We start from the raw sequence: 26,453 nt of genomic DNA on the forward strand, positions 1-26,453 counted from the left end.
GTCGCCACCGGGTATGGAGTCCGGCCTCATGACGCCTTCACCGGGCTCCATCTCACGGGGGGCTAGGTGAAGGCGTCACGTTGTTTTGCGGAGGGAATCGCCCACGGCATCGGTGGACTTTGCGGAATCCGCAACCGGGAGGATGGGCAAATTTTCGGTCACCATGAACCTTGCATCTCTTTATAGTAATTCAAGAAAAATCACGGCATACCGGGGAAAGACTTATGATCGGTTATGGGGGGTAGGGGCTGTCTAGGTTGGCCACCCTCGCCCCATCCTGAACCGAGGCCGGAGTGAAATCCGTGCACCACCTCGCCTAGGGCACCATCCCGCCCAAACGGGTTGGGGAACCTACAGAACATCCCCCTTGGCAACTCACTCGTGATCCTGACAAGGTTTCCTTGATCTATTCACGGTCATCTGCGCTATGCCTGCCTGCTGTATTCTCTACCATTAGACCCATGGCACGGGTTTTGGCCCTTTTGTCCTATGGCCCCCACCTTCTTTACCGATCCAATGAACCTTGAACTGGCGGTTGTCCGAAATCCGTTGATGGTGCCGCCCGAAATGCCCCTGGTGGAGGCCATTGCCACCATGACCCAGGCGCGTCAGTCCTGTGTGTTAGAAGCCATCGAGGATAGCCCCTTGGCCCTGGCACAAGAAACGGGTTGTATTCTCCTGGTAGCCAAGGATCGTCTAGTAGGCATTATCACGGAGCGAGACTTGGTTCGTCTCAGTGCAGCGGGGACGGCCTTGGCGGACAAAACCGTGGCGGAAGTGATGATTGCTCCGGTGATCACCCTCGAAGAGCGCGAGTTTACCGATGTATTCATGGCGGCCAACCTACTGAGGCAGCACCACATTCGCCACCTGCCCTTGGTGGACGAAGCCGGAAGGGTGACAGGGCTGATTACCCACGAAAGCCTTCAGCAGTTGTTGCGGCCCGTGGATTTGCTGCGGCTGCGGTTGGTGTCGGAGGTGATGACTGGCCCGGTGGTGTGTGCCCCCGCCCAAGCCACGGTGCAGGAACTGGCTGAATGCATGGCCCGCCAGCGCATTAGTTCGGTGATCATTGTGGGGGATGGCCCGGTTCCGGTTCCGGTAGGGCTGGTGACGGAGCGGGACGTGGTGCAGATCTATGCCCTGGGACTGGCCTTCAACCAAGTGCAAGCCCGGACGGTGATGGGCAAAACCCCGGTGACGGTGCCCCCGGAGGAAAACCTCTGGGCGGTGAACACCCTCATGAGGCAGCATCAGGTGAGTCGGGTGGTGGCGGTGGACGCCACGGGGCAGGCGGTGGGCATTGTCACCCAAACCACGCTGCTGGAAACCCTCAATCCTATGGAAATCTATCGCCTAGTGGAAACCCTGGAGGCGCGGGTGAGCCACCTGGAGGCCGAAAAGGTAGCCATGCTGGAAGGCCGCAGTCAGGATCTAGAACAACAGGTACAGCAACGCACCCAGGAACTCGAAGCCCAGGCCAGCCGCGAACACCTCGTCCGAGACATTGCCACCCGGATTCGATCCTCCCTAGAACTGGAGGCCACCCTGGAGGCCATCGTTGAGGAGGTGCGAGATTTTCTGGCCTGTGACCGCACGGTGGTGTACCGCTTCGATGACGACTGGGACGGTGCCGTCATTGCTGAATCGGTGGATCCAGCATGGCCCCCGATTCAGGGTCGCACCGTGGAAGATCCCTGCTTTAAGGATCGGGCGGTGGATCTATATCAGCAGGGTTTGAAGCGGGCGGTAGACGATATTTTCCATGCGGGCTATCCCGATTGCTACATCGACACCCTGACGCTTTACCATGTGCGGGCCAATTTGGTGGTGCCGATTTTGGTACAGGGCTATTTGTGGGGGCTGTTGGTGAGCCACCAGTGCAGTGGCCCCCGCCATTGGCATCCGGCGGATCTAAACTTGCTGGATGACATTGCCGTCCAGATTGCCCTAGCGATTCAGCAGGCGGAACTCTATGAACAGGCCCAGTCTGCCATGGAGGCACTACAAGACCTCAACCATGATCTAGAGACTCGCATTGAACGGGCCACCATCGAACTGCGCAATAGCGAGGCCCGACTGCGCCGCCTGTTTGACCAAAACCCCGTAGGCATTGCCGTCTCTAATCTCCAGGGGCAAATCACGCGGGTAAACGCCAGTCTGCGGGCGATGCTGGGCTGTAAGGAGGCGGAGATTCTGGGGCAATCCATCTACGACCTCCAGGCAGGGCCACAGCGGATCAGCGAACCCTGGATCGATGACTTGCAGGAATCTACCCTATCTATGGTGACGCGGGAGGTAACCCTACAATCCAATAAGCCTCGGCAGGTGTGGGCCACCCTCACCAGCGCCTTGATTTTGGACGCCTTTGGTCACCCCTCGGAGGTGATCCACCTGATCGAAGACATTACCCGACGCAAACAAGCGGAGGCGGAACTCACCCGCTATGCCCAGGAGGTGGAAGACCTCTACAACAACGCCCCCTGCGGCTACCATTCCCTCGATGCCGAGGGGCGGTTTGTGCGCATTAACGACACCGAATTGACCTGGTTGGGTTACGCCCGCCACGAGGTGATTGGTCGATCTATCAGCGACTTCCTCACCCCCAAATCCCAACAGTTATTTGCCAACTCCTATCACCGCTTTCAGCAAACGGGCTGGGTGAAGGATCTGGAATTTGAACTCGTGACCAAGGACGGCACGGTGTTTCCGGTGTTGCTCAGTTCGATGGCCGTGCGGGATGATCAAGGGCAGTACCTCTACAGCCGCACCACCACCTTCGACATGCGGGATCGCAAGCAGGTGGAACTGGCCCTTCAGGAAAGCGAGGAGAAATTCCGGCAACTGGCCGAAAACATTGCTGGGGTATTTTGGATGCGAGACTTGGCCGGAAATTTGCTCTACGTCAGCCCCGCCTACGAAACCCTGTGGCAGCAATCCCTCGATAGCCTGAGGGAACGGCCCATTTCCTGGCTAGAATCCATCTATCCCGAAGATTTGGCTCGAATGCGCCGCAATGTCAAGGAAAACCTGGCCTTTGATGAGGAATACCGAGTCAAATTACCCGACGGCACCCTGCGCTGGATCCACGACCGGGGCTTTGAGGTACGCGATGCTGAGGGCAACGTCTACCGTCTAGCGGGCATTGCCGAAGACGTGACTGAACAAAAGCAAGCGGCCCAAAAACTACAGGCCACCAACGAACAACTCATCCTCTCCAACGCCGAACTGGCCCGCGCCACCCGCCTCAAGGACGAATTTCTGGCCAACATGAGCCACGAACTCCGCACCCCCCTCAACGCCATCCTGGGCATGACCGAAGGGTTCCAGGAGCAGGTGTTTGGCCCCATGACCCCAGAACAGAGCCGATCCATCGCCACCATCGAGCGCAGTGGCCGACACCTGTTGGCCCTGATTAACGACATCCTCGATCTGGCTAAGATCGAATCGGGCAAGCTCACCCTACAACGGGCGGCGGTGTCCATCTCCTACCTGTGTGACTCTAGCCTTACCTTTGTGCGTCAACAGGCCACCCAAAAGGAAATCCGCCTCTCCACCCACATTCCCCCCAACCTGTCGGATTTGGTGGTGGATGAACTGCGGATTCGCCAGGTGTTGATTAACCTGCTAAACAACGCCGTGAAATTTACCCCCCACGGTGGCCAGGTGTCGCTGACGGTTTCCACCGACTACGATCAAGGCCAACCTTGGATCCACTTTGCCATCCAAGATAACGGTATTGGTATGGCCCCCGACGCCATCGGCCAGTTGTTCAAACCCTTCATGCAGATCGACAGCGCCCTCAATCGTCAATATACGGGCACAGGACTGGGGCTGGCCCTGGTGAAGCAACTAGTGGATCTTCACGGGGGTGAGGTGTCCGTTACCAGTACCCTAGGGCAGGGCAGTTGTTTCACGGTGCATTTACCCTATGCCGCCATGGCCCACACCGAGGATCCCCCAGATCCGGCGATGCCCACGATTCCCACTGGGGCCACGGTGCTAGTGGTGGAAGACCGTCCCACGGCGGCGGCCCAGATCAGCCGTTACCTGGAGGAGTTTGGTCTGCGACCTCACACCTGTGCCCTAGGGGCAGAAGCCCTCACCCAGGCCCAGGCCCAACCGCCCGCCCTGATTATCTTGGACTTGATGCTGCCCGATCTCCCCGGCACCGAGGTGCTGAGCCAGCTTAAGGCCAATCCCCTAACCCAGGCCATTCCGGTGCTGATTACCTCGGTGCTAGACGAGCGCTCCCAAAGTTTGGCCCTAGGAGCCTTTGACTATCTGGTGAAGCCCGTCAGTCGTTCCACCCTGCACCAGTCCCTCGCTCGGTTAGGGAACTTCCCCGCCCCTAAGGACGCCTCGTTATCCCCCGTTGCCGCTCCGCCCCCCTCCAGCCCCCGTATTCTCCTGGCCGAAGACAACCCAGCCAACGTGGCGACCCTGTCGGGCTACCTGGGCCATCGGGGCTTTCAATTGGTGGTGGCCAGCAACGGCCAAGAAGCCCTCGACCTCTGTGCCCACCAAACCTTTGACCTGATTTTGATGGATGTGCAGATGCCGATTTTGGATGGCCTCAGCGCCATTCGCCAACTGCGGGCCATCCCCGCCACCGCCACGGTGCCCATCATTGCCCTCACGGCGTTAGCCATGGCCAAGGATCGGGAAAACTGTATTGAGGCAGGGGCAAACGACTACCTCACCAAGCCTGTTAGGCTGAAGTCCTTGGTGGAGGCCATGCAACGACTTTTAGCGGAGGTTCCCCATGCTTGATCAATCCCCCTCCATCCTCTGGGAGGAAACCCTGCCGTCGATTCTGGTGATCGATGACGAAATCGATAACTTTGATGTCATCGATACCCTGCTGTGCCAGGAAAATTACCAGTTGCACTATGCCTCTGGGGGCCAAGAGGCGCTGGACTTGATAGGCACCTTCAAGCCCGATGTAATCTTGTTGGACGTGATGATGCCCAACATGAGCGGCCTAGAGCTGTGCCGCATCCTCAAGCAGGATAGCCACTGGCGCAACCTACCCATCATCATGGTCACCTCCCTCAGTTCCAAGCAGGACTTAGCCCGCTGCCTCGATGCCGGGGCCGATGACTTCATTGCCAAGCCCGTCAACAGTGCCGAACTGCGGGCCAGACTCAAATCCATGCTGAGGATAAAACAGCAGTACGACAACCTTCAGGCGCTCTTGCAACTGCGGGAGGACATGGTGAAAATGATCATCCATGACCTGCGTAACCCCCTCTCTAGCGTGATCCTGGCGGCGGAAATTATGCGCTATCCCAACCTGCCGCCAGAAAAGCAGGAGCGCAAACTGGAGCAAATTCTGGCCTGTAGCTACGAACTGAAGGCGTTGATCGACGACCTACTGCTGATGTCCAAACTGGAACTGGGCAAGCTTACCCTTCAGAAGCAACCCGTGGATCTGGTGGAATTTTGCCAAGCCGCCCTAGTCGGCATGAACGATGTCGCCGCCCAGAAACGCTTGGGCCTGCTCTCCCAATTTCCGCCCCCGGGGCAGTACCCTGTCCAGGTGGATCCCACCCTCTTTCGGCGAGTGCTGGATAACTTGCTCTCCAATGCCATCAAGTTTTCCCCAGACGGATCCAAAATCACCCTCTCCGCCACCTACCAAGCGGGTGGCGGACTTAAGATTGCCATTGCCGATCTTGGCCCCGGCATTGCCCTGGAGCTACGCCAAAAAATCTTTGAAAAGTACGAGATCGGATCCTTGATCACCGGGGTCAACCAAATGGGATTGGGCCTAGCCTTCTGCAAAATTGCCGTAGAAGCCCACAGCGGCACCATCTCCGTTACTGACAACCAGCCCAGGGGTAGCATCTTCACCGTCGAAATTCCCCCCCAGGATCCAGCGGCCCAAGGGTAGCCAAAGATTATAAGTTGTTAACGCCATCGGTTCTGGGCTAATTATGAAGCTACATTAAGGGGCAGGGTGTAGTTCCCTCAAAAACGGGAACTTTAATATTAAGGGAACGCCTTGATTCCCAGTCGTAGTGCAGCCATCACCAAGAGACCTATGCTTCAGGATGCCAAAGCGGTTCGTTACTATCAGCGGATAACCGATGCCTTTGTAGACCACTGGCACCGAGGGTATCGTACCAGCGACCTCCGCCTCTTTCTGGAAGGCTATCTGGCCGCCCTGCGCCACGCCGATGCCCTAGAACCCTACCTGATCCACCGCCTAGAGGAGGACACCCTTCGCTATCTCAACGACCCCTCTAACTTCGCCGTACCCCAGGCCGAACCCGAGATTTACTAACCCCTGAAATCCCGGTCGGGTGAGATGAAGACGCCCTAGGCCATAATAGAGCGTAGGATCACAAACCGACCTGCTGAGTAACTTTTCCATGCGGCCTAAGCAATCTGCCAAACCCAAACTGGGACGGCTCGAAAAAATCAACCCCGCCGACTATTGGCAGAACGCCGCCGATTTTCAGCACTGGCTGGCCGAGGCCGAAAACCTGGAATTGCTCAGCGATGCCCTGGGCCTTGCTCTGGCTCCCTTGACGGAGGGTGACGCCGCTGAAGCCGATACTGAGACCACCCCAGAGTACGGTTTGTTTCAGGATGCTGAGACCGATCAGATCGTCCTCGTCGCCGTCTATCCGGGTGCCACCGAAACCCATCACATCGGGCACTTGATTACTGGAGCAGCCCTAGCGGAGGCGGAAACCGTGGTGTGGGTTGCCGCCGAGTTCACCGCTGAGCACCAGCAAACCCTCGACTGGCTGAATCAGTTGGGCCAAGATCAGGTCAACTTTTTGGGCGTGGAGGTGGAGCTATGGTGCATCGGCAAAAACGCCATGGCCGTGAATTTCACCCCCCTTCAGGACAACCTGGGCGAGTCTGACGATGGGGCCGATGATCGGGATTCCCCAAATCAGACGAATGTTGCGGCAGAACCAGAGCCAGAGCCAGAGCCGGAACCCTTGACCGACGCCCAGCAGGCCAATTTAGACTTCTGGACGGGCCTGTGCGAGCAGATGGATCGCCTAGGCAGCTTGGTGAAGCCAGGAAACCCTACCCCAGAGACGACAATGGGCTTTGCCATTGCTAGGGCAGGTTTTCGGCTCAACGCCATTCTCGATTTAGACCACCGCAGCCTCTATACCGAACTGCTGCTCTCCGGCATCGATGCCCACGCCCACTTTTATCTGCTGGCCCACGAGGGAGAACTGATCGCCGACGACATTGGCCTACCCCTGATTTGGGACGACAGCGGCGATCAAACCTGCGTGATTGCCTGTGTGCTGGAGAACGTGGATTTTGACCATCGCGACCATTGGCCCCACTACCAAGCCTGGTTCTGCGATTGTCTAGAGCGCTTCTATGAGGCATTCTTCGAGCGCATCAAACAGCTCGATGCCAACGGCTACCATGCCACGCCACGCCAACGGGTTGCCCCCCTCACCGATGCCCTCATTTTGCCCGCCAGCCAACGGAATTAAGCAGGGCTCTTCCCAGTCCCCGTATCCCCGTGGTAGACGGACTCCGGTTAAAAAAGGGTCTAAGAGTGTTCCATATCCGAATTGGAAAACTCCGATTCTTGGCCTAACAAACGGTAGGTCTCGAGGAGACCTCGCCTGCTGATGATACCGGAGGTAAATGAGCCGGATTTAGGATGAGATCTACATCGAGTTGAAACCATAAACTCAACCATCGACCTCAGCAAGTTCGATAATCTGTTCTTCGTAGTCCTTAACCAGAAAGTTAAGCGGAGTTTCGGTGCGAATTTTGTGCTGAATGCCCGTGAGTTGTACCCGCATGAGGATGTATTCCAAACATTTGCGGTCGAAACAAACGTGGCGCTGGCGATTGCGCTGCCCGAGGCTGGCCCCAGAAATAATGTGCAGTTGGGTGTTTTTGCGAAGTTGATACCACAGCCCATCCGGCCCGCCCGCTGGCCCCGCCCCTGCTAGGCTGGAGGTGCCACCCATGTAAAAGGGGTCTAGCCCGCCCGTGCCGAGGGTTTGCTCGTAGTTGTAGTAGTAGTGCAGGGGCACTTCCGCCGCTGGCAGGTTCAGCATTCCTTCGTAGAAGCGGCGGGCCACCTCCAGGTCAGAGACCATGATGGTGTAGACCTTGGGGGCACTTTTCAGGAACATCCACATGGCCCCGGCATAGGCCACCAGCAGCATCACCATAATGCCCTGGGTGGAGAGGATGCTGTCCATCCCCAACAGGGCTAAGGTGGGGGGCACAACGGGGGACGGCAGAGGCAAGACGGTTAGCATCATCAAGCGCGTGAAGACAACGGCAGGGGTTAGTGTGGCTGAGTCAGCGGGAGACTGCTTTCCAGTGTACCAAGTTCTTCCTAGCCCTTCAGGACAGCCTAATCCGTCCCAGCAATTCTTATTTTGGCAAATTGGCCATTCGCCCTGAGCCTGTCGAAGGGTGAAAAGGCTTCGACAGGCTCAGCCTGAGCGGTATTTTATTCGCCAGCCTAGTCATACTGAGAATTGCTGAATCCGTCCCAACACAGAACCCCGGTTTCTCGATTCCCTAGCGACATCCTCGGAGTAAACACAAGAAGAAACCGGGATTCTATCCCCAACGCGCCAACTAGCTGTGAATTTCAGCGTATTGATCAGAGGTGGGAACAACGGGTTCGGAGGTTTCCGTCGTTGATGGGACTGCGTTGGGAAGGGGATTCCGGGCTTGGATCAGGCCAATGGCGCGGCTGACGCTTTCGGGCAGGATCACCACTAAGCTATCGTCGGGGGCGGCGTCTAGGGCGGTGTTGACGGCCTCGGTTTCGTTCAGAATCGTGCGGTAGCTGGCGGCGGTGGGCACTTCCTCTAGGCCGTGGACAATCCACTTGGCGGCATCGCCACGGGGACGACCACGGGTGTCGTCGTCTTCCTTAACGATCACCTCATCAAAGATTTGCCCCGCCAGTTTGCCGAGGGCGATAAAGTCTTCATCGCGGCGATCCCCAGGGCCACCCACCACGCCAATGCAGCGACCGGGCCAGTTCTTCACAAAGCCGCCTAGGGCTTCGTAGCTCGCGGGGTTGTGGGCATAATCTACCAGGGCATGGAAGCGGCCTAGGTTAAACAGGTTCATCCGGCCTGGGGTTTGCTGGGCACCGGATTGGAAGCTGTGCAGGGCTTGGCGAATGTGCTCGATGCTGACCCCCTGGGCAAAGGCGGCGAGGCTGGCGGCGAGGGCGTTGGCAATTTGGAAGGGGGCCAACCCGCCCATGGTAAGGGGTACTTTTTCGGCCTGCTCAATCCGCAGCAGCCAGTCGCCCTTGAGGATGGACAGATAGCCATGCTCGTAGATGGCGGCAAGGCCCCCCTGCTGGGTGTGTTTCCGCAGCAGTTCGTTGTGGGGATCCATGGAGAAGTAGGCCACTTGCCCCTTCACCCGCTGGGCCATGGCCGACACCAGGGGATCGTCGGCATTCAGCACCGCATAGCCGCTGGGCCGGGTGGTTTCCGCCACGATGCTCTTCAGATGGGCCAGGTCTTCCACGGTTTCGATGTCGCCAATGCCCAGGTGGTCGGCGGCGACGTTCAGCACCACGCCCACATCGCAGGCTTTGAAGGCCAGACCCGAACGCAGCATTCCACCCCGTGCCGTTTCCAGAATCGCCACCTCCACGGTGGGATCCTGCAAAATCACCTGGGCGCTTTGGGGACCCGTGGTGTCTCCGGCTTCCACCAGGTTTTCGCCGATGTAAATGCCGTCGGTGGTGGTGTAGCCCACCACTTGACCCGTCTGCTTAAAGATGTGGGCGATCAGGCGGGTGGTGGTGGTTTTGCCGTTGGTGCCGGTGATGGAGACAATCGGTACCCGCGTGGGCGTGCCGGGGGGGAAGAGCATTTCCAGGATGGGTTCCGCCACGTTGCGGGCGATACCTTCGCTGGGGCAGATGTGCATCCGCAACCCCGGAGCGGCGTTCACCTCCACAATCACCCCATCCACCTCGCGCAGGGGCTTGGAAATGTCCGTCGTCACCACGTCGATCCCGGCAATATCCAGGCCGATGGTTTTGGCGATGCGCTGGGCAATCCACACGTTATCGGGGTGGATTTCGTCGGTGCGGTCGATGGCGATGCCCCCGGTACTGAGGTTGGCGGTGGAGCGCAGGTAGCACATTTCGCCCTTGGGCAGCACGGTTTCGAGGGTGTAGCCCTTGCGGTCTAGCAGTTGCCAGGTAGTGCGGTCTACGGTGATGCGGGTCAGCAGGTTATCGTGGCCGTCGCCCCGGCGGGGATCTTGGTTGGTGATTTCAATCAGTTGCTCGATGGTGGAATGGCCATCGCCGACCACATGGGCAGGCACCCGTTCCGCCACCGCCACCACGCGACCGTTGACCATCAGTACTCGGTGATCCCGCCCTTTGTAGAAGCGCTCGATGATCACGCCACTAGACACCTCGCGGGCCGCTTCGTAGGCTTCCTCTGCCGCTTCGTAGCTGCTGATGTCGATGGTGATGCCGCGTCCGTGGTTGCCGTCTAGGGGCTTCACCACAATGGGGAAACCGCCCACGTCGTTGATGGCTTCCTCTAGTTCGTCTTGGTAGTAAATGACGGTGCCCCGGGGAACGGGGATCCCGGCATCCCGCAGGATTTGCTTGGTGCCTTCCTTATCCGAGGCCAGTTCCACCGCCAGGATGCTGGTTTTGCTGCTGAGGGTGGCCTGGATGCGCTGCTGGTAGCGACCATAGCCCAGTTGGATCATGGCGCGGGTGGGCAGTTGCAGCCAGGGGATATCCTTGGTTTCGGCGGCGCGGACGATGGCCTCGGTGCTGGGGCCAAGGGCGGCATCGAGGCGGAACTCCGTTAGGTCGGCAATGTCCTGCTCTAGTTCTTCCTTGGCATAGTGGCCCGTTTCCACCAGGCTGTTGCAGAGGCGCACAGCGGCCCTGGCGGCGTAGCGTCCGGCCTGCTCGTTTTGGTATTCAAACACCACCTGATAAACCCCAGGCTCCACGGTGCCTCGGGTGCGGCCAAAGCCCGTGGGCATTCCGGCTAGGGTTTGCAGTTCCAGGGCAACGTGCTCGACGATGTGGCCCATGTAGGTGCCCTGGCGTACTCGGCTGAGGAACCCGCCGCGATGCCCTGGGGAACAAAAATGCTCGATTAAACTGGGTAGGGTGGCTGACAGCGCTTCGTAAAACCCAGGAATTTGGTCGGAGGGGCGGTCTGCGAGATCCTCCAAATCCAACCGCATCAAAATCAGGTTGGGGTGGCGGATGCTCCAGTAGTTCGGCCCTCGGAGGGTCTGGGTTTTCAGAATTCGCATAGATTCAGTTACTCGCCAGTGATGAAGGTTCGTGATGGCTGACAGCCCAAAGACATCAACCTTCCTAAGCCCTAATGTCCATAATGTAGCAGCAGCGCTGGGGCACTGTGCCAGGTGACACCGCATGGGGGGACACCGGACACCATATTAGGTATCCACAGTTTAGGAGGCTTGCTCTACCGTTTTAAACCGCCAAAGGGCATTTGTCGGCAAATCCGGACATTTAGCATTTTTGGTTGTTTTGGCCCAGTGAAACCGTGCCCTAGGCTACAGGCTACTGACTCAGCGCCTTGAGGAAGTTTTGCAGATCCGACAAAAAACCACCCCGTCGAGGCCGTGGGGGGGCATCCGAACTGGGGGCGGCGCTGCTGTCGGTGGAAGGTTCCCCTAACAGGATCCGATCTAGGGCTTCACCGGAGGGTTTTTGGGGCAGTTCCGCCACCAGGGTATAGTTGTCCTCGCTGGTTTCCTGCCACACTTGCCAAGGCCCAGGGTAGGCCCGCAGCAGCACCGCCCCAGCCATGGGCCGCAGGTAGTAGGCAGGTTCCAGGGTGCTGAGGAAGCGTTCCCGTAATTGCCGCCCCGCATAGCCAATGCCGATGGTGGCCACGTCCTCTAGCTTGGGGTTCAGCATAATCACAAACTTGTCCCCGGCCTGGTTGCACATTTCTTCGACTTGGGACACCTCCACCGAGGACGGCTCCACAAACAGGTAGGCTTGGTCGTCCGGCTCCATTTGGCCCTTAATTTCGCCAATGCCCCGCACCGAAAACTCCGGGTCGCCCCAGTCCCGCCGCGCCAGGGCCGCTGCTCCGGCATCGGGGAAGTACATTTTGAAAGCCAACCCCATCTCTTGCAGCACCGGGTAGAACTGCTCCGCCACGGGCATTCCCTTCAGTTCGGAATAGACCAGTTCGACGGTCATGCGGGGCACCCCGGCCTGGAGGGCGGCGCGGGTGGCCTCACGGGCTTGGGCAATGGCGGTTTCGAGGCTGTCGGGAATGGCAGTCATGGCGGTGAATCGCAAACAGGATAAAGGGATAGTCAGAGTGGGACGGATTGGGGAAGGTGGGGATCCCCAGAATTACAAGACGCGGATGACGCTAGCGACGCTGGCAATTTCGGGGAAGGCGCGGATTTCGTCCAGGGCGGTTTGGAAGTTGGCTTCGGTGACCTCATGGCTAACGATGACAATTTCGGCCCCATCGTCGTGGATGCCCGTTTGCACGATGGATTCCAAGCTGACGGCATGATCCCCAAAGCACAGACCCAGTTTGCCGATAACGCCCGGTTCGTCCTTGGCCAGCAGCCGCACATAGAAACGGCTGACGATATCGGCCATGGGGCTAACTTTGCAGTAGTGCTGGTGACTACAGGCCAGCAGAGGGTTGGCGGTTTTGGGCGTTACCTCGCGGCCTTGGCCCGAAACCAGGGTGGCGGCAATGTTCACAATGTCCGACACCACGGCGCTGGCGGTTGGCCCTTCTCCGGCCCCTGGCCCAAAGAACATCACTTGGCCGATGGGTTCGCCCTCCACCACAATGGCGTTGTACACATCGTTGACCGAGGCCAGCGGGTGGCTTTCGGGAACCAGGGTGGGATGGACGCGCAGTTCGAGTTCTTCAACGCTATCTTCACCCCCAGCATGGCGGCGGGCAATGGCAAGCAGCTTAATCACAAACCCTAGACCCTTGGCGTAGGTAATATCGGCGGCGGAAACGTGACGAATCCCTTCGCTGTAGACCTCGGAGAGCTTAATGCGCCCCCCAAAGGCGAGGGAGGCCAAAATGGCGATTTTGTCGGCGGCATCTAGCCCGTCCACATCGGCGGAGGGATCGGCCTCGGCATAGCCCAGCCGTTGGGCATCGGCCAGGATTGGTTCAAAGTCGCCGCCCTCCCGCTGCATTCGGGTGAGGATGTAGTTGGTGGTGCCGTTGATGATCCCCGTTACGGCCTGGATGCGGTTTACCCCCAGGGCTTGCTTGAGGGGCTGGATGACGGGAATGCCGCCCCCCACCGCTGCTTCGAGGAGGACGTAGACCCCAGCTTCGTTCGCTGCCGTAAAAATTTCGTCGCCGTAGCGGGCAATCACCGCTTTGTTGGCGGTAACGACGTGTTTACCTTGGGCGATGGCCTTCAGGATCAAGCTACGAGCAGGTTCCAGCCCGCCCAGCAGTTCCACCACCACATCCACAGCGGGATCGGTGACGATGCTCTCAAGATCCATCGTCAGGCAATCAGCGGGAATCTCAACGCGGCGGGGTTTGTCGAGATTTCGTACCCCCACCTTGGCCAGGGTAATCTGGCGGAGCAGCGGATGACGGCCCTCTGGATCCAGGAGAATCTTGGCGGTGCCTGAGCCCACGGTACCCAACCCCAGCAGCCCAACGTTGATACCCAAAGTTCTATACCCCTAACGACGCGCTCTGGGTCTAATTGTAAAGGGAGACGGGAGCCAATAAAAAAGGAAGGCGTTTCCCCCTTCCCTTAGCGAATTCAATCGGCAGTACGTTTTCTGGTTGACCGTTCGCCCTCACCATAAATCCCTCTCCCAATCTGGGAGAGGGACTTTGAAGGAATCTCTAGATCCCCTCTCCCTGTGGGAGAGGGGATGGGGGTGAGGGCCGTCTGCGAACCTAGTAGGTTTCGACGTGCCAGCGGTGGTCTTTTTTCATTTGCCTGCGGAACTCCGTCCAGTCCACACCGTGCTTGCTGGCTTCGGCGGACATGCCTGCATCGATGCCGTCTTCCATACCCTTGAGACCGCACATGTAGGTGTGGGTGTTGGGCTTCTGCATCAGTTCCCACAGTTCGGCGGCGTGTTCGGCCACCCGGTGCTGGATGTACATCCGGCCCCCTTCGGGATTTTGCTGCTCGCGGCTGATGGCGTAGGTGAGGCGGAAGTTGTCGGGGTATTCGTTCTGGATGGCTTCCAACTCTTCTTTGTAGAGGATGTTGGGGGTGTAGGGCACACCAAAGATCAGCCAAGCTAAGCCCTTGAACTGATAGTCAGAGTTGGCCTTGCGCTCGGCTTCCTTAAACATCCGCCACAGGTAGGCGCGGAAGGGCGCGATCCCTGTCCCAGTGGCCAGCATGATGATGGTGGCGTCGGGGTCGTCGGGCAACAGCATTTCCTTGCCCACGGGGCCAGTGATTTTTACATCAGCGCCCGGTTCGATGTTACAGAGGTAGGTGGAGCACACACCGTAGACGGTTTCGCCGGATTCAGGACTCTTGTATTCCAACTGACGCACACAGAGGGAGACGGTTTTGTCGTCCATGTGGTCGCCGTGGCGGGTGGAGGCGATGGAATAGAGGCGCAGTTTGTGGGGCTTGCCGTTGGCATCGGTGCCTGCGGGGATAATGCCGATGCTCTGCCCTTCCACGTAGTGGAGATTGCCCTCAGAGAGGTCAAAGGTAATGTGTTGGACAATGCCTAGACCACCATCTCCAACTAGGGGCTCATTGGAGAGCACTTTGCCCACGTAGGGCGAGTTGGGCTTGTAAAGGTTGACCGGAACATCGGCCTTGGAGGCCTTGGGGGTGGCTTGAGTCATGGGCTTTGCTGTGGGTTCAGGGGTCACAGGCGCTGACTCAATCACCGTCGGGGTGGCGTTGGCGATGGCTCCCACCGTTTCCATGGGGCGGATGCTGACAATTTTGCCGCCCATGCGGGTAATCCGCTGCATTTCTTGGTTCATACGGTTGTAGGACACCGTGATGAAGACGCTGCCACTCTTGCGAATGGGGTTGCTCATCATATCGGTTTCTGCATTTTGGCGCAGGCCCTGCACCTCGTATAAAAATAAACGGCTACCAGCAAGGCTGCTGGCGTTGCCGCCGCTCACACTTGGATTGTACATAGTTAACTTGCAACTCTCTTAACCCTACTAGTGGCAACAGGCGCACAGAGCACAACCTGTCACATCAAGCGTGGCCTAACCAAGGAAACCCCCGGCCAACCCCAACGCCTTTATCTTTTTATTAGAGTATCACTGTAGGTCGGCCTACAGGGCAGAGCGCACAAGTTGTCGGTTCCCATCGCCAAGTAACCGAGGTGATTGGCATCGCCAAATTGTGGATACTCTAGTAAATTCTTCGTTAAAAGACTGTGTTCTATGCAGCATCTTGGGCTCAAAGCCGGGGCAGGAGTTGGGATCGTTGTCCTGGGCATCCTGGGGATCCTGGCTAACCGCGTAGATTGGCGACTGTGGACGCGATCCCTCAGCTATCCAGATCGGCCCATTACCTCAGCAGATTGGTATCGGCCCCGCTATCCGGTACCAGGGAACCCCACGCCGCCGCCCTGGACGGTAGCTGAGCCACGGGATGTACCAGGAGAACTCTCCCCAGCGGTACTCGAAGAGGTGGCGGCCTTTGCGGAGGCCCAAAACTCCATGGCGCTGCTGGTACTGCATCGAGATCGCCTCATTTTCGAGCGCTACTGGCAGGGCTACGGCCCAGATAGCCCGGTCAATGGCATGTCCATGACCAAAAATCTGCTGGGTCTGCTGATCGGTGTGGCCATGGCGGAGGGGCATATCAACGCCCTATCGGATCGGGTGGGGGACTATTTACCAGAGTGGGCCAACGATCCCCGTGGGGACATCACCCTGGAGGATTTGCTTTATATGAAGTCGGGTCTGCGGAATGACGACCGCACCGCTTCCCTGAGTTCCGACCTGGTGAAGCTCTACGGTGGATCGAACCTGCGCCGCTTGGCCCTGTCGATTCCCCAAGCCCAGCCTCCGGGAGAGGTTTATGAGTACAACAACGTCAATTCTCAACTGCTGGCCTTTGTGCTAGAAGCGGCCACGGGCGAATCCTTTGGCCAATACCTCTCTAGCCGCCTGTGGCAACCTATCGGGGCCGAGGACACGTTTTTGTGGATGGATCGACCGGGGGGCAGTGCCAAGGCGTTTTGCTGCTTCTTTGCCACCGCCCCGGATTGGCTGCGGGTGGGGCATATGCTGTTGCACCAGGGCAAGGTGAGCGACAATCCAGTGATTCCGGCGGACTGGATCGACCAAATGCGCCAAGAGTCTCCCTTAGAACCCACCTACGGGATGCACCTGTGGATTAAGGCCCGCACCCCCGACTATCCCAACGTCAACTCGGCCTCCTCGGCCCCCTTTCTCGATCCCAAGGCGTTTTACCTGGATGGTCGCCACCATCAGAAGGTGTACGTTTTGCCCTCCTATGACCTGGTGATTGTGCGCTTGGGGGAGGAACCGCCCGCCTGGGATGATGCGGTGATTCCAAATACCTTAATTGAAGCGCTGAAGCCTGAGTAATGGGTCTTAACCTGGCTGGAGACGCGACATCGTACGGCTATTTAGCGACGCTTGACAACGGCCTAAGAGTATTCCATGGAAATAACTATCCATTTGCCCTGGCCCTTCGCCCTCACCCCTGCCCCTCTAACGCTTTGGCCCCACCGCTAACCAGGCAATGATGACCAAAAACGAGACATAACCGCCTACGAACAGCCATTCTTGCCAACGGCTAGACTCCAGTTCGATCATCCTCACCCCCGTTAAAAAACAGCTTGATTGTATCCGACTAGGTTGCACCCCAAGTTTGAAGCCACTGCACCATCTCCACGGGCAGCGGATGGCGGCGGCGGGGCTGGGTTTCGATGCACACATGACGGGTGAGGGCGGCGGCTAGGGGGCGGTCGGCCCCGGTCTCGGTCTCACGATAGAGGTGGTAGGCGACCTCAAAACTGGCCTCCTCCAACCGCATAGGGCGGAGGGTGATGGTGACGATATCTCCGCAACAGAGGGGGCGGTGGTAGTCCATGCTGGCGTGAACAATCGGGTAGGCCAAGGAAGCCGTGGGGCTAAAAAAGGTTCTGACATCCACCCCAGCGGCCTGAAGGGAGTCTTCGTAGGCGGCATGGCAAATGGTAAGGCCACGGGCAAAATAAACCACCCCCGCTGCATCGGTATCCTGAAACCGAATTGGGTAGCTGCGGGTGAAGGCCATGGGCCGCCTCAAGGTTTCCAAGTCATCCAATTAAGCCGTATCTCAGATCCATTAGCTGGCGTTAGGCTGGGCCGGACGGTAGGGGTAGTCTACCAGGGTATCTGGGGAATCGGCGGCGCTGGCTTCGGTGGGGGTAGATGTGCCTTGCCCTAGCGCTGCCATCGGGTTGTTGATGAGGTTCATCAGGTTGGCGATGCCGTACTCCAGCACTTCGCCAGGATCCATCGCTACCCAGCCATCGCCCGTCAGTTGCCGTACCTCAAAGTGCAGGTGGGGGCCAGTGGAGGTTCCGGTGCTACCCACGAGGCCAATTACCTCACCCTGCTCAATCCATTCTCCAGAGCGCACCGCAATTTGAGCCAGGTGGGCGTAGCGGGACTCTAGGTTGCCGTCACCGTGGCGCAAAATCACCGTCAACCCGTAGCCCCCCAGGGATCCTGCCACCGCCACCCGTCCGGCCTGGGTGGCCAGCACTGGGGTACCCATGGGAGCAGCTAGGTCAGTACCGGAGTGGAAGCGCCAGGTTTGGTGGATGGGGTGCATTCGCCAACCAAACACGGAAGAAATCGGTGCTGGAATCGAGAGGGGAAAGACAAATTCTTCGTTACCCCGACGCAGAATATTGAGGGGGCGAATTCGATCATTCAGGGCGGCACGACTGACCACCATGGTGCTGTTGAGGCTCATGCCACGGGGGCTAACGGTCACTGGCCCGGAAGGCAACCGCGATCCTCCCACCAGGTCACCCGTCGCGGTTAGGGCACCGTTGGAGGTAGCGGCAATGCCAGAACCAGGGATGGTGGCAGAGGCGGTGCCACAGCTTGAGGCGGTTTGTCCACCAGCCACCGTGATTTGACAGCCCGTTGCCCGATCAGAAAACACCACACTCGGCGTCGCCGGAGCTTCGGTGGCTCCAACGTTGTAGCCCGTGGGGTCGATGAACACGCTGTTGTAACCTGCGGGCACCGATTCATCGGCGGCAACTTGCCCAGGAACAACCAGATCGGCGGCACGGGGAATAGCGGGGCTGGGGGCAGCAGGACTGGGGGCAGCAGGGGCCATCCTAGGGCCGGGGCTGACCGCCGGACTGGGGCTCAGTTCTGGGCTCGCTTCAGGGGTGCCCACCGTTGCACTGGGGGCTGGGGCCGGGGTTAGCAAACTCTCGGCCATAATCGGCGCAGAGGCAGGCTCAGGAATGACGATGGCCGCTGCATTGGGGGGTGGAACCGGAGGTTGCATGGGCTAGTTTACGTGGGGGAAGAGACGACGTGGGGAAAACGTTGGATTCAGGACAGCGGTGGGTAGAAACAGGCTTTGGAGGGTAGCACCTACCAATCGCTACGCATTGTAGCCTAAAGTGACTTCGCCGGGTTTAACCTCCATCTCTAGGAAGATCCCAGCCGAATCAGACGGGATCTGCACCTTCAGGTTCCCGGAGGGTGCGATCCCCGTCACCGTGCCCTGGTTTTGACCCACGACCACCGTTCGACCTAAATGGCTCATGTGCTGCTGGTAGAGGTTTAAAAAGGCTAGATCGCCCTGGTTTTGCCACCGATGATAGCCCTGCATCAGTCCATAAAGTGCCACAGCGGCGAGGTTCTCTAGGCTGCCGAGGTGAGCAGATAGATCGGTCAGAGGCACCGCCGACTGGGGGCAGGCCAAGATCTGCTGAAGCGAAATGCCCGTGGGGGGCACCGGGTTACTGTAGTTCAACCCTAGACCAACCACGGCGACCGGAACGCGATCCCCCTGGATCCGCGTGTCTACTAAAAGGCCCCCCAGTTTGCGACCCTCTACCACGAGATCGTTGGGCCATTTCACCTGCACCGGAATGCCTAGATGGCGGAGACTGGTTGCCAATCCCCAGGCACTCGCCAGGGTGAGGTAGGGGCTGCGCTGCACCGTCATTTCTGGGCGCAGTCCGAGGGAGAGATACAGCCCCCCCTGTTCCGACTGCCACACTCGACCCCATTGCCCCCGTCCAGATTGCTGGGTGCCTGCGATTAAGACTGATCCCGCCGCCGCCCCCGCCATCATCTGGGCCATCAAATCTTGATTGGTAGACCCAGTTTCCGCTACCCATTGCAGGTGAAACTGGGGCCGCAGTCTCCCCCCTTCGGGCAACAGGCCAAGGGCACTGGGAGGTTGCCGTAGGGCTTGGTATAGCTGGTGCAGATCCACGTTGGGTTATCGAAGCCATCCCTGGGAAACTTAGCCTATAGTAAGCGTAGACGGTAAGTAGCACTCCAGAAAGATCTATGGTTTTCTTTGGCTTAGGTAAAGGCAAAAAGACGGAAATGCCCTCTCCCCAAGACGCTCTGCCGGGGCGCACCACCCCCATGTCGGTACCGAGTCAACACTATGTCAATCGCCATGCCCTTCAGCCCCCGTTCCCGGATGGAATGGAAACGGCGATGTTTGGCCTCGGTTGCTTTTGGGGAGCCGAGCGCAAATTTTGGCAGCAAGCGGGCGTCTACACCACGGCGGTGGGCTATGCGGCGGGCTATACCCCCAACCCCACCTACCAAGAGGTGTGCTCTAGCCTGACGGGCCACAACGAGGTGGTTTTGGTGGTGTTCGATCCCCAGGTGGTGAGCTACGAGCAACTGCTGAAGGTGTTCTGGGAAAGCCACAACCCCACCCAGGGAATGCGCCAGGGCAACGATGTGGGCACCCAGTACCGCTCTGGCATCTACACCTACTCGCCAGACCAAAAGCGGTTGGCGGAATCCTCCCAGCAGGTCTACCAACAGGCGCTCTCGGCGGCGGGCTACGGCACCATCACCACCGAAATTTTGGATGCCCCAGCGTTCTACTATGCCGAAGCCTATCATCAGCAATATTTGGCCAAAAACCCCGGTGGCTACTGTGGCCTTGGCGGCACCAATGTCGCCTGTCCGGTGGGTCTGGCCGTTTAGAACTGGCCCGTTGCTAACGTTTCTGCGATTTTCTCTGCGGTTTTACCATGGGCACCCCGATTACCGTTGCCGACCTTATCCAGCGTCTAGAAGCCTGGGCACCCCCCCAATGGCAAGAAAGCTGGGATAACTGCGGCTGGCAGGTGGAATCAGGGGTGCGCGATCATCCGGCCCGCGTCCTAATTTGCCTCACCCCCACCCTGGCCGTTATGGAGGAAGCCTTGGCCCTCCGGCAGCAGGGCATAGCGGTGAACCTGATCTTGGCCCACCATCCGCTGATTTTTAGCCCGCTGAAATCGATTACCCAGGGCGACCCAGTGGGGCAGATGGTCTACCAGGCCATCACCCACGGCATCGGCCTCTATAGCGCCCACACCAACTTCGACCAGGTGGCGGGGGGGACAGCGGATACCCTGGCCCAAATGCTCCATCTGCACAACCCGGAACCCGTGGTGCCCACCCAGCCAGGGGTAGGCTATGGCCGTGTGGGAGACCTCACCCCGGCCCCGGATCTGCAAGCCCTGTTGGCCAAAATTCAGCACATCCTCGCCCCGCCCCGGTTAATCTATTCCCCGGCGATTGATCGCCAACAACCGATCCAGCGCCTTGCCGTGTTGGGCGGATCGGGGGCCAGCTTTTTGGGGGCTGTCGCCAAAACCGGAGCCCAGGCTTACCTAACGGCAGACTGCAAATTCCACCAGTTCCAGGAGGCCCGTGATCGCGGGATTATCCTGATTGACGCCGGACACTATGCTACCGAGCGCCCCGCCTGTGCTGCCTGGGTCAACTGGGCCAAGGATCAGGGGGGGGCCTGGGCCAAGCTCAGCCAGCGGGATGAGGATTTCCGTCAGTTTTTAGCCTCGGAGGTTGCGGGTGCTGTGGGTGAAGCCTGACCTCCTTGGGCACAGACATAGTCCAGGGTTTGGGCATTGAGGGGATCGCCCTCGACCGAACGCCAGGTTAAATCGCCCGGTTTGCCGTTGTAGTCCACGTCCCGAAACTGCCGTTCCTGGCAGCGATATTCCGTGGTGTAGGTGGTGCGCTGGGTGGGCTGCTGTCGTTGATTTTGGTAGAGGCTGCGCACCTGTATCGTCCCTTCCGGCAGGGTTTGGATAGAGGCGGCATCAATGAACTGCTGCTCTAGGCCGGGAGGGGTGACGGGTAACCAATCGCTGGCTAGGGCCGGAGCCCCCCAGGTGAAGCCGATGATGAACAGGGCCAGCCCCCAACGGACTAGGGCAAATCCCCCAGATATGAACCGAGCCATCGTACGATCCGGCATCACCCCCCCCAGCCTTCAATCATCCTGCAACCGTTCCATTCTGCAATAGTTCCATTCAACTATTGGCCACAGCAAAAAAGGCTCTGCATCGCAGAGCCTTGAGTTTGGTCGCTAAAGGAGATCACCCTTCGGCTAAAGCTGAAGGGAAAATCGACCCATAGCTGAGGTCTAGAAACTGGTGCGACGATATTGGCCGCCGCCACCACCGGAGCGGCTACCGCTAGCGTCACGGTTGTCATCGCGGGGGCGAGCTTTGTTCACCCGCATTTCCCGACCCATCCATTCAGCGCCATCCAAGGCTTCGATGACGGTGTCTTCTTGGGTTTCGGCGGTCATATCCACAAAAGCAAAGCCACGAGGCTTCCCGGTTTCCCGATCAATGGGCAGGCTAACGCGGCTGACAGCACCGTATTCGTTGAAGACGCGCTCTAGGTCTTCACGGGTGACATCGTAGGACAAGTTACCAACATAAATAGACATTAGGATTCTCTCCAGAATTGACGAATGTATCGAGTAAACGGAGAAGAACCTGTGTCGGAAATCGAAATGAAATGAAACAAGCGTAATCTACCGAAAACTGACTATAGGCATGGTAGCACTCTCCCGACGGGGTTGGGGTGGGTGGGCCAAACTTCCTGGCAGGTGGGGGTGGGGCGACGAATGAGCAGGCATGGCCCTCACCGCCCTGGAGCATGGCCCCCTAGGCAATTTGTGGATTGTATTGCGTCAAAAAAGCCTGGACTTGGTGGCTGGTGAGGGGTTGGGCAAAAAAATAGCCCTGGCCGCTGTGGCATTGATGGGCTTGGAGGTACTGCATTTGCCCATGGGTTTCGATGCCTTCGGCCACCACTTTTAGGTTTAGGCTGTTGGCCAGATTGAGGATGGCCCGAACGATGGTGCCATTGTCGTCAGAGTTGTCCGGGGAGGAAGGGTAAACGGGTGAGGCAGGATGACCTTGCAGGGAATCGATGAAGGATTTGTCGATTTTGAGGATGTCGATGGGGAAGCGGTGCAAATAGCTGAGGGAGGAGTAGCCTGTCCCGAAGTCGTCCACGCAGATTTGGATGTGGCGCTGTCGCAGTTGGCGCAAGAGTTCGATGGCGGCCTGGGCGTTTTGGATGAGAACGGTCTCGGTGATCTCAATTTTGAGGTACCGACCGCTGATCTCGTTGGCCACGAGGGCGCGATCAATTTGGGGAATCAGATCGGGGCGCATGAACTGTTTGCCCGATAGATTCACGTTGATAGAGAGGGGGATGTGGGGGTATTGCAGTTGCCACTGGCGCAGTTGTTGGCAGGCTTGGTTGAGCGCCCACAGGTCAAGGCTGGCGATCAGGCCCGTACTCTCGGCGACGGGGATGAAGTCGTTGGGGGGCACAAGGCCAGCGGTGGGATGGTGCCACCGCATCAGCGCCTCAAACCCCTCCACCTGGAAGGTTTTGAGATTGATCACAGGTTGGTAATACAGGACAAATTCCTGGCGGTCGATGGCCCGCTGAAGGTCGCCTTCCACCTGCATTTGCCGAACGGCACGGGCGTGCATGGGGGCATCAAAAATGGCGTATTCTCGACCGCTTTTTTTGGCCTGGTACATGGCAATGTCGGCATCGCGCAGGACGTGGTTGGGGTCGGTGTAGGCGAGGGAACCGAGGGCAATGCCGATGCTGGCCCGCACAAAGACCTCGTAGCCCTCTAGGATCATGGGGGTTTCTAGGACGGCATGGATGCGGCGAGCCAGGTTCACGGCGACCTGGCTATCGGCAAGGTGGGTGAGCAGCACCACAAATTCATCTCCACCGAGGCGGGCGGCGGTGTCGGTGGGGCGCAGGCAGCTTAGCAGACGCTGGGCAACGGCACAGAGAAGTTGGTCACCAATGCTGTGGCCCAAGCTGTCGTTGACCACTTTAAAGCGATCTAGATCCAGGAACAGCACCGCAAACTGATGGCCAACGGGCACCCGCAGGTCGCCATCGTAGGCATCGGTGTTGGCGTTGGGCGGGGGGCAGGCGGCTGGATTGGGGCTAACCTGGCGCAGGTGGGTCATAGCCTGGGAGAGCCGCTCCAAAAATAACACTCGGTTGGGTAGGGCGGTGAGCTTGTCGTGGAGCGCCTCATGGCGCAGTTTGGCTTCTAGGCGCTTGCGTTCCGCCAGTTCGGCCTGGGCCTGCTGATAGAGTTCCGCCTGCTGGATGGCAATCGCGAGGTGATCCGCCACCCGTTTGATGAGTTGTTGCTCCTCGGTGCTCCAACGGCGAGGATGGTGGCATTGGTGAAGGCTCAGCACCCCCTTGACTTGGCCCCGATAGCGAATCGACACCGCCAGCATGGCCCCAATAGCGTAGGTGTGGGCGGTGGATCGCAGCGGATCCATGATGGGATCTTGGTTGACATCATCTACCGCAACGGGGAATTCCTGGGCCAAAATGGCCTGGGCGTGGGGGTTGCCCTCAATGGGAATAGTGATGCCCTTGAGCCCTTCAAGGCCTGGAGCGGCGGCGGCGGTGGTGTGGGTCATGGTCGGATCGGTGGGCTGACAGAGGATGACCAGACTACGACTCACCTGGAACACCTGAAGCATTTGATCCGCCGCCCGCTGGAGCAGATCCTCCAGTTCTAGGCTGTCGCTGATGGCCGTGACAATGGTGTTGAGCAGCTTTTCCTGCTGGGCCAGCAGAGCCGTTTGGGCTAAAAGCTCCCCCTGGTAGAGGGCGATGGCTAGTTGATCGGCCAGTTGCTTTACTAGATCGATTTCCTTGGCCAGCCAAGACCGGGGGGCGCGGCAGTGGTGTACGCACAGCAACCCCCAGAGGGTATCTCCATAATTAATGGGAATCACCAGATTGGCCTGCACCTGGAAGCCCTCGAGCAGCCGACGATGGCAGGGATTCATCTCCGCCAGGGCCACATCGGCAATCTGGCTGATCTCGCCCTGGCGATAGCGATCCACCATTTCCGGGTGGGTCATAAAGCAGGTATCTTCTACGGTGGTGCCCAGGGTTGGCAACCACGGGGGCTGCACCGACTCCACGGCCACGATGCCACTCCAGTTTGGGGTGAACTGGTAGACCAAAACTCGATCCGTCTGGAGCAATTGCCGCACATCATCGACACTGGTTTGCAAGATTTCAGCCACATCCAAAGACTGGTGAATGTGCTGGGTGAGGGTACGTAAAAGGCGCTCTTCCTCCGCCTGCCGATGGCTGATCTGCTGGGCCTCCACCAGGGCGGTAATGTCGGTGGCAATGGAGCCAATCGCCCCGGTGCCGTCCTCGGCCTGGGTCATGATGGGGAAAATGACGGTGCTAAAAACCTTTTTCCCAGTGGTTAGGGTCATCCGATCCTCCACCGTCATGGGGGTTTGGCTGGTAATCACCCGCTGAATCCGCTCCATAAATAGCGGAACCAGATCCGGCGAGATAAACCTTGAGATGGGTTGCCCTACCATCTCCTTGGCCTGAAGGTGGAACTGATCCGCTGCGGCTTGGTTCACATTGAGGTAGATGCCGTTACCATCAATAAACGTGACCAAGGCGGGGGTATTGGCAATGAAGGATTCTAGCTGGGCGGTGGTTTGGGAGAGGGCCAGTTCCGCCCGCTTGCGATCACTATAGTCAAAAATGATCGTGTCCCAGGCGGTGTCGCCATTGTCGAGGCGTTCAGGCCGACCAACCCCGTGAATCCACTTTTGCTGCCCCTTTGGGGTATTGATGCGCCAGTCATGTCCCCAGGTTGTTAGGTCGCGGGCCGATTCCTGCACCGACTCCCACATGGCCGCACGATCATCGGGGTGTACGGTGCTCCACAGGGCTTGGGCATTCTCTAGGATCTGATCCGCCTCCACCTCCCAAACCTCCACACAACCCTGATTCATGTAACTAATGGAGTCGCTGCCATCGGCGTGGAGCACGTAACGAAAGATCGCCCCCGGCAGGTTGCTGGAGATATTGCGGAAACGTCGCTCGCTTTCCTGGAGCCGTTCCTCCGCTTCCTTGCGGTCGGTGATATCCACATCCACGCCGCGCATCACAAGGGGGTGGCCCTGGTCATCGTATTCCACCGTGCCCTGCCCCAAGGCCCACCGCACGGAACCATCGACCCGCAAAAAGCGGAACTCAATGGTGTAGTTTTCTGTCTTGGCGATAGCCCGCTGGATCGCCTGTGCCACCCGATCCCGATCCTCCGGGTGAATCATGGCTTTGACGCTGTCAATGGATCCATCGAAACCGCCGGGAACTAGACCCATCAGTTTTTCTAGGCTGGCAGACCAAATGACTCGACCGCTGGGCAGATGCCATTCCCAGGTACCCATGTGGGCCGCTTCTAGGGCCGTGCGTAGGTGCTTTTCCTGAACTCGCAACTGCTGCTCCGACACCTGCAAAGACGCAACCGCCTGTCGCAACTCGGTGATATCCCGCTGCACCCCACAGCAACCGATGACGCGCCCCTGGGCATCGTAGAGGCACATCGCATCGGTTGCGGCCACCAACACCGACCCATCAAAACGCCGCTCCTCTGTCTCCAAGGTCACCCGACCACTGGTGAGCAATTGCTTCAGGGCAAACCGTCCGACGGCTGGATTGTGGGCAAAGAAATCGGCCCAAGCCCACCCCAGGAGATCGCTGGGCTGGGCCAGATACTGATCGCAAAAGGCGCGGTTAACCTTGGTAATTTGCAGATGGGGCAATATATCGTCAAGTCCCCCGTCTGGATCGGTGGCGGGGGGCCAAACGACGGGTTGCTCTAGCCGCATCAGAAAGAAGCCGTCTAGGTTCTGATCAAACAGGAAACGGAGGAGGTGATCGTCCTCCGCGTGAAAGCCTCCATCAGCTAACTTCGTCCCACAATCCACCATCCCTGGGGCAATGGCTTCGGCCCAGGGGAATGAGTCAATCCCGTTATCCCACCGTGGGGCATCAACCATGATGGATGGCCCAATGAATGCAAAACGACGAATGCGAAAGATCTAACGTCACACCGTGAAT

18 protein-coding genes are annotated in these 26,453 nt (G+C 58.7%); 7 read left to right on the plus strand and 11 right to left on the minus strand.

What is annotated here, in order from left to right:
• The first annotated feature begins 489 nt into the window (after window positions 1-489).
• The 4 genes from H6G62_RS05830 (at window position 490) to H6G62_RS05845 (ending at window position 7,478) form a co-directional block, all read left to right on the plus strand.
• Window positions 490-4,773 carry a response regulator gene (locus H6G62_RS05830; protein ID WP_190493174.1) on the plus strand — a complete coding sequence of 1,428 codons (4,284 nt, stop codon included), beginning with the start codon at window positions 490-492 and terminating at the stop codon, window positions 4,771-4,773.
• The gene (locus tag H6G62_RS05835) at window positions 4,766-5,896 is read left to right on the plus strand and encodes a response regulator (protein WP_190493175.1); all 1,131 of its coding nucleotides are present in this window, start codon (window positions 4,766-4,768) and stop codon (window positions 5,894-5,896) included. The genes H6G62_RS05830 and H6G62_RS05835 overlap by 8 nt, the downstream gene beginning before the upstream one ends.
• Before the next feature lie 150 nt (window positions 5,897-6,046).
• The gene (locus H6G62_RS05840; protein ID WP_190493176.1) at window positions 6,047-6,289 is read left to right on the plus strand and encodes a DUF6761 family protein; all 243 of its coding nucleotides are present in this window, start codon (window positions 6,047-6,049) and stop codon (window positions 6,287-6,289) included.
• An 88-nt stretch (window positions 6,290-6,377) separates the two neighbouring features.
• Window positions 6,378-7,478 (plus strand): DUF4268 domain-containing protein, encoded by a 1,101-nt coding sequence (locus tag H6G62_RS05845; protein WP_190493177.1) that lies wholly within the window; start codon window positions 6,378-6,380, stop codon window positions 7,476-7,478.
• A 204-nt stretch (window positions 7,479-7,682) separates the two neighbouring features.
• Here H6G62_RS05845 and H6G62_RS05850 read toward each other — a convergent pair whose 3' ends face one another.
• The 5 genes from H6G62_RS05850 to petH form a co-directional block, all read right to left on the minus strand.
• The gene (locus H6G62_RS05850) at window positions 7,683-8,264 is read right to left on the minus strand and encodes a glyoxalase-like domain protein (RefSeq protein WP_199324777.1); all 582 of its coding nucleotides are present in this window, start codon (window positions 8,262-8,264) and stop codon (window positions 7,683-7,685) included.
• Window positions 8,265-8,592: 328 nt separating this feature from the next.
• Window positions 8,593-11,283, minus strand: coding sequence for a cyanophycin synthetase (cphA, locus tag H6G62_RS05855; RefSeq protein WP_190493179.1), 2,691 nt, complete (start codon window positions 11,281-11,283; stop codon window positions 8,593-8,595).
• A gap of 274 nt (window positions 11,284-11,557) precedes the next feature.
• Window positions 11,558-12,295: a DUF1995 family protein gene (locus H6G62_RS05860; protein ID WP_190493180.1), complete on the minus strand. Its 738-nt coding sequence runs from the start codon at window positions 12,293-12,295 to the stop codon at window positions 11,558-11,560.
• Between the two features lie 72 nt (window positions 12,296-12,367).
• Window positions 12,368-13,684 (minus strand): homoserine dehydrogenase, encoded by a 1,317-nt coding sequence (locus H6G62_RS05865; protein WP_190493181.1) that lies wholly within the window; start codon window positions 13,682-13,684, stop codon window positions 12,368-12,370.
• Between the two features lie 235 nt (window positions 13,685-13,919).
• Entirely contained in the window at window positions 13,920-15,146 is a 1,227-nt protein-coding gene (gene petH / locus H6G62_RS05870; protein WP_190493182.1) for a ferredoxin--NADP reductase, read from the minus strand.
• Between the two features lie 255 nt (window positions 15,147-15,401).
• On the opposite strand from petH, the gene H6G62_RS05875 reads away from it, so the two are divergent.
• A complete protein-coding gene (locus tag H6G62_RS05875; RefSeq protein ID WP_190493183.1) occupies window positions 15,402-16,577 on the plus strand; it encodes a serine hydrolase in 1,176 nt (391 codons plus the stop codon).
• Window positions 16,578-16,845: 268 nt separating this feature from the next.
• Here H6G62_RS05875 and H6G62_RS05880 read toward each other — a convergent pair whose 3' ends face one another.
• From H6G62_RS05880 to H6G62_RS05890, 3 genes are all read right to left on the minus strand, one after another.
• Window positions 16,846-17,271, minus strand: coding sequence for a thioesterase family protein (locus H6G62_RS05880; RefSeq protein ID WP_190493184.1), 426 nt, complete (start codon window positions 17,269-17,271; stop codon window positions 16,846-16,848).
• Window positions 17,272-17,322: 51 nt separating this feature from the next.
• Window positions 17,323-18,510 carry a M23 family metallopeptidase gene (locus H6G62_RS05885; protein WP_199324767.1) on the minus strand — a complete coding sequence of 396 codons (1,188 nt, stop codon included), beginning with the start codon at window positions 18,508-18,510 and terminating at the stop codon, window positions 17,323-17,325.
• A gap of 99 nt (window positions 18,511-18,609) precedes the next feature.
• On the minus strand, window positions 18,610-19,452 hold the full coding sequence (locus tag H6G62_RS05890; protein ID WP_190493185.1) for a biotin--[acetyl-CoA-carboxylase] ligase: 843 nt from the start codon (window positions 19,450-19,452) through the stop codon (window positions 18,610-18,612).
• A gap of 77 nt (window positions 19,453-19,529) precedes the next feature.
• Here H6G62_RS05890 and msrA point away from each other — a divergent pair, with 77 nt between their 5' ends.
• On the plus strand, window positions 19,530-20,189 hold the full coding sequence (msrA, locus tag H6G62_RS05895; RefSeq protein WP_190493186.1) for a peptide-methionine (S)-S-oxide reductase MsrA: 660 nt from the start codon (window positions 19,530-19,532) through the stop codon (window positions 20,187-20,189).
• Between the two features lie 47 nt (window positions 20,190-20,236).
• On the plus strand, window positions 20,237-21,082 hold the full coding sequence (locus tag H6G62_RS05900) for a Nif3-like dinuclear metal center hexameric protein (RefSeq protein WP_199324768.1): 846 nt from the start codon (window positions 20,237-20,239) through the stop codon (window positions 21,080-21,082).
• Here the strand turns inward: H6G62_RS05900 and H6G62_RS05905 are convergent.
• From H6G62_RS05905 to H6G62_RS05915, 3 genes are all read right to left on the minus strand, one after another.
• Window positions 21,037-21,471 carry a hypothetical protein gene (locus H6G62_RS05905; protein WP_190493187.1) on the minus strand — a complete coding sequence of 145 codons (435 nt, stop codon included), beginning with the start codon at window positions 21,469-21,471 and terminating at the stop codon, window positions 21,037-21,039. The two genes, H6G62_RS05900 and H6G62_RS05905, sit on opposite strands and share 46 nt — an antisense overlap.
• Window positions 21,472-21,639: 168 nt before the next feature.
• On the minus strand, window positions 21,640-21,951 hold the full coding sequence (locus tag H6G62_RS05910) for an RNA-binding protein (RefSeq protein WP_190493188.1): 312 nt from the start codon (window positions 21,949-21,951) through the stop codon (window positions 21,640-21,642).
• 220 nt (window positions 21,952-22,171) lie between these two features.
• Window positions 22,172-26,392, minus strand: coding sequence for an EAL domain-containing protein (locus H6G62_RS05915; RefSeq protein WP_190493189.1), 4,221 nt, complete (start codon window positions 26,390-26,392; stop codon window positions 22,172-22,174).
• Window positions 26,393-26,453: the final 61 nt, after the last annotated feature.

The sequence above is a fragment of the Phormidium sp. FACHB-1136 genome (assembly GCF_014697375.1).
GTDB lineage: Bacteria > Cyanobacteriota > Cyanobacteriia > Phormidesmidales > Phormidesmidaceae > Nodosilinea.

Coding starts and splice junctions, on each gene's coding strand:
- H6G62_RS05875 (WP_190493183.1), top strand. CDS start 15,402: ATGCAGCATCTTGGGCTCAAAGCCGGGGCAGGAGTTGGGATCGTTGTC.
- cphA (WP_190493179.1), bottom strand. CDS start 11,283: ATGCGAATTCTGAAAACCCAGACCCTCCGAGGGCCGAACTACTGGAGC.
- H6G62_RS05880 (WP_190493184.1), bottom strand. CDS start 17,271: ATGGCCTTCACCCGCAGCTACCCAATTCGGTTTCAGGATACCGATGCA.
- H6G62_RS05915 (WP_190493189.1), bottom strand. CDS start 26,392: ATGGTTGATGCCCCACGGTGGGATAACGGGATTGACTCATTCCCCTGG.
- H6G62_RS05900 (WP_199324768.1), top strand. CDS start 20,237: ATGGGCACCCCGATTACCGTTGCCGACCTTATCCAGCGTCTAGAAGCC.
- H6G62_RS05910 (WP_190493188.1), bottom strand. CDS start 21,951: ATGTCTATTTATGTTGGTAACTTGTCCTACGATGTCACCCGTGAAGAC.
- H6G62_RS05885 (WP_199324767.1), bottom strand. CDS start 18,510: ATGCAACCTCCGGTTCCACCCCCCAATGCAGCGGCCATCGTCATTCCT.
- H6G62_RS05830 (WP_190493174.1), top strand. CDS start 490: ATGGCCCCCACCTTCTTTACCGATCCAATGAACCTTGAACTGGCGGTT.
- H6G62_RS05860 (WP_190493180.1), bottom strand. CDS start 12,295: ATGACTGCCATTCCCGACAGCCTCGAAACCGCCATTGCCCAAGCCCGT.
- H6G62_RS05840 (WP_190493176.1), top strand. CDS start 6,047: ATGCTTCAGGATGCCAAAGCGGTTCGTTACTATCAGCGGATAACCGAT.
- msrA (WP_190493186.1), top strand. CDS start 19,530: ATGGTTTTCTTTGGCTTAGGTAAAGGCAAAAAGACGGAAATGCCCTCT.
- H6G62_RS05850 (WP_199324777.1), bottom strand. CDS start 8,264: ATGCTAACCGTCTTGCCTCTGCCGTCCCCCGTTGTGCCCCCCACCTTA.
- H6G62_RS05905 (WP_190493187.1), bottom strand. CDS start 21,471: ATGCCGGATCGTACGATGGCTCGGTTCATATCTGGGGGATTTGCCCTA.
- H6G62_RS05845 (WP_190493177.1), top strand. CDS start 6,378: ATGCGGCCTAAGCAATCTGCCAAACCCAAACTGGGACGGCTCGAAAAA.
- H6G62_RS05835 (WP_190493175.1), top strand. CDS start 4,766: ATGCTTGATCAATCCCCCTCCATCCTCTGGGAGGAAACCCTGCCGTCG.
- petH (WP_190493182.1), bottom strand. CDS start 15,146: ATGTACAATCCAAGTGTGAGCGGCGGCAACGCCAGCAGCCTTGCTGGT.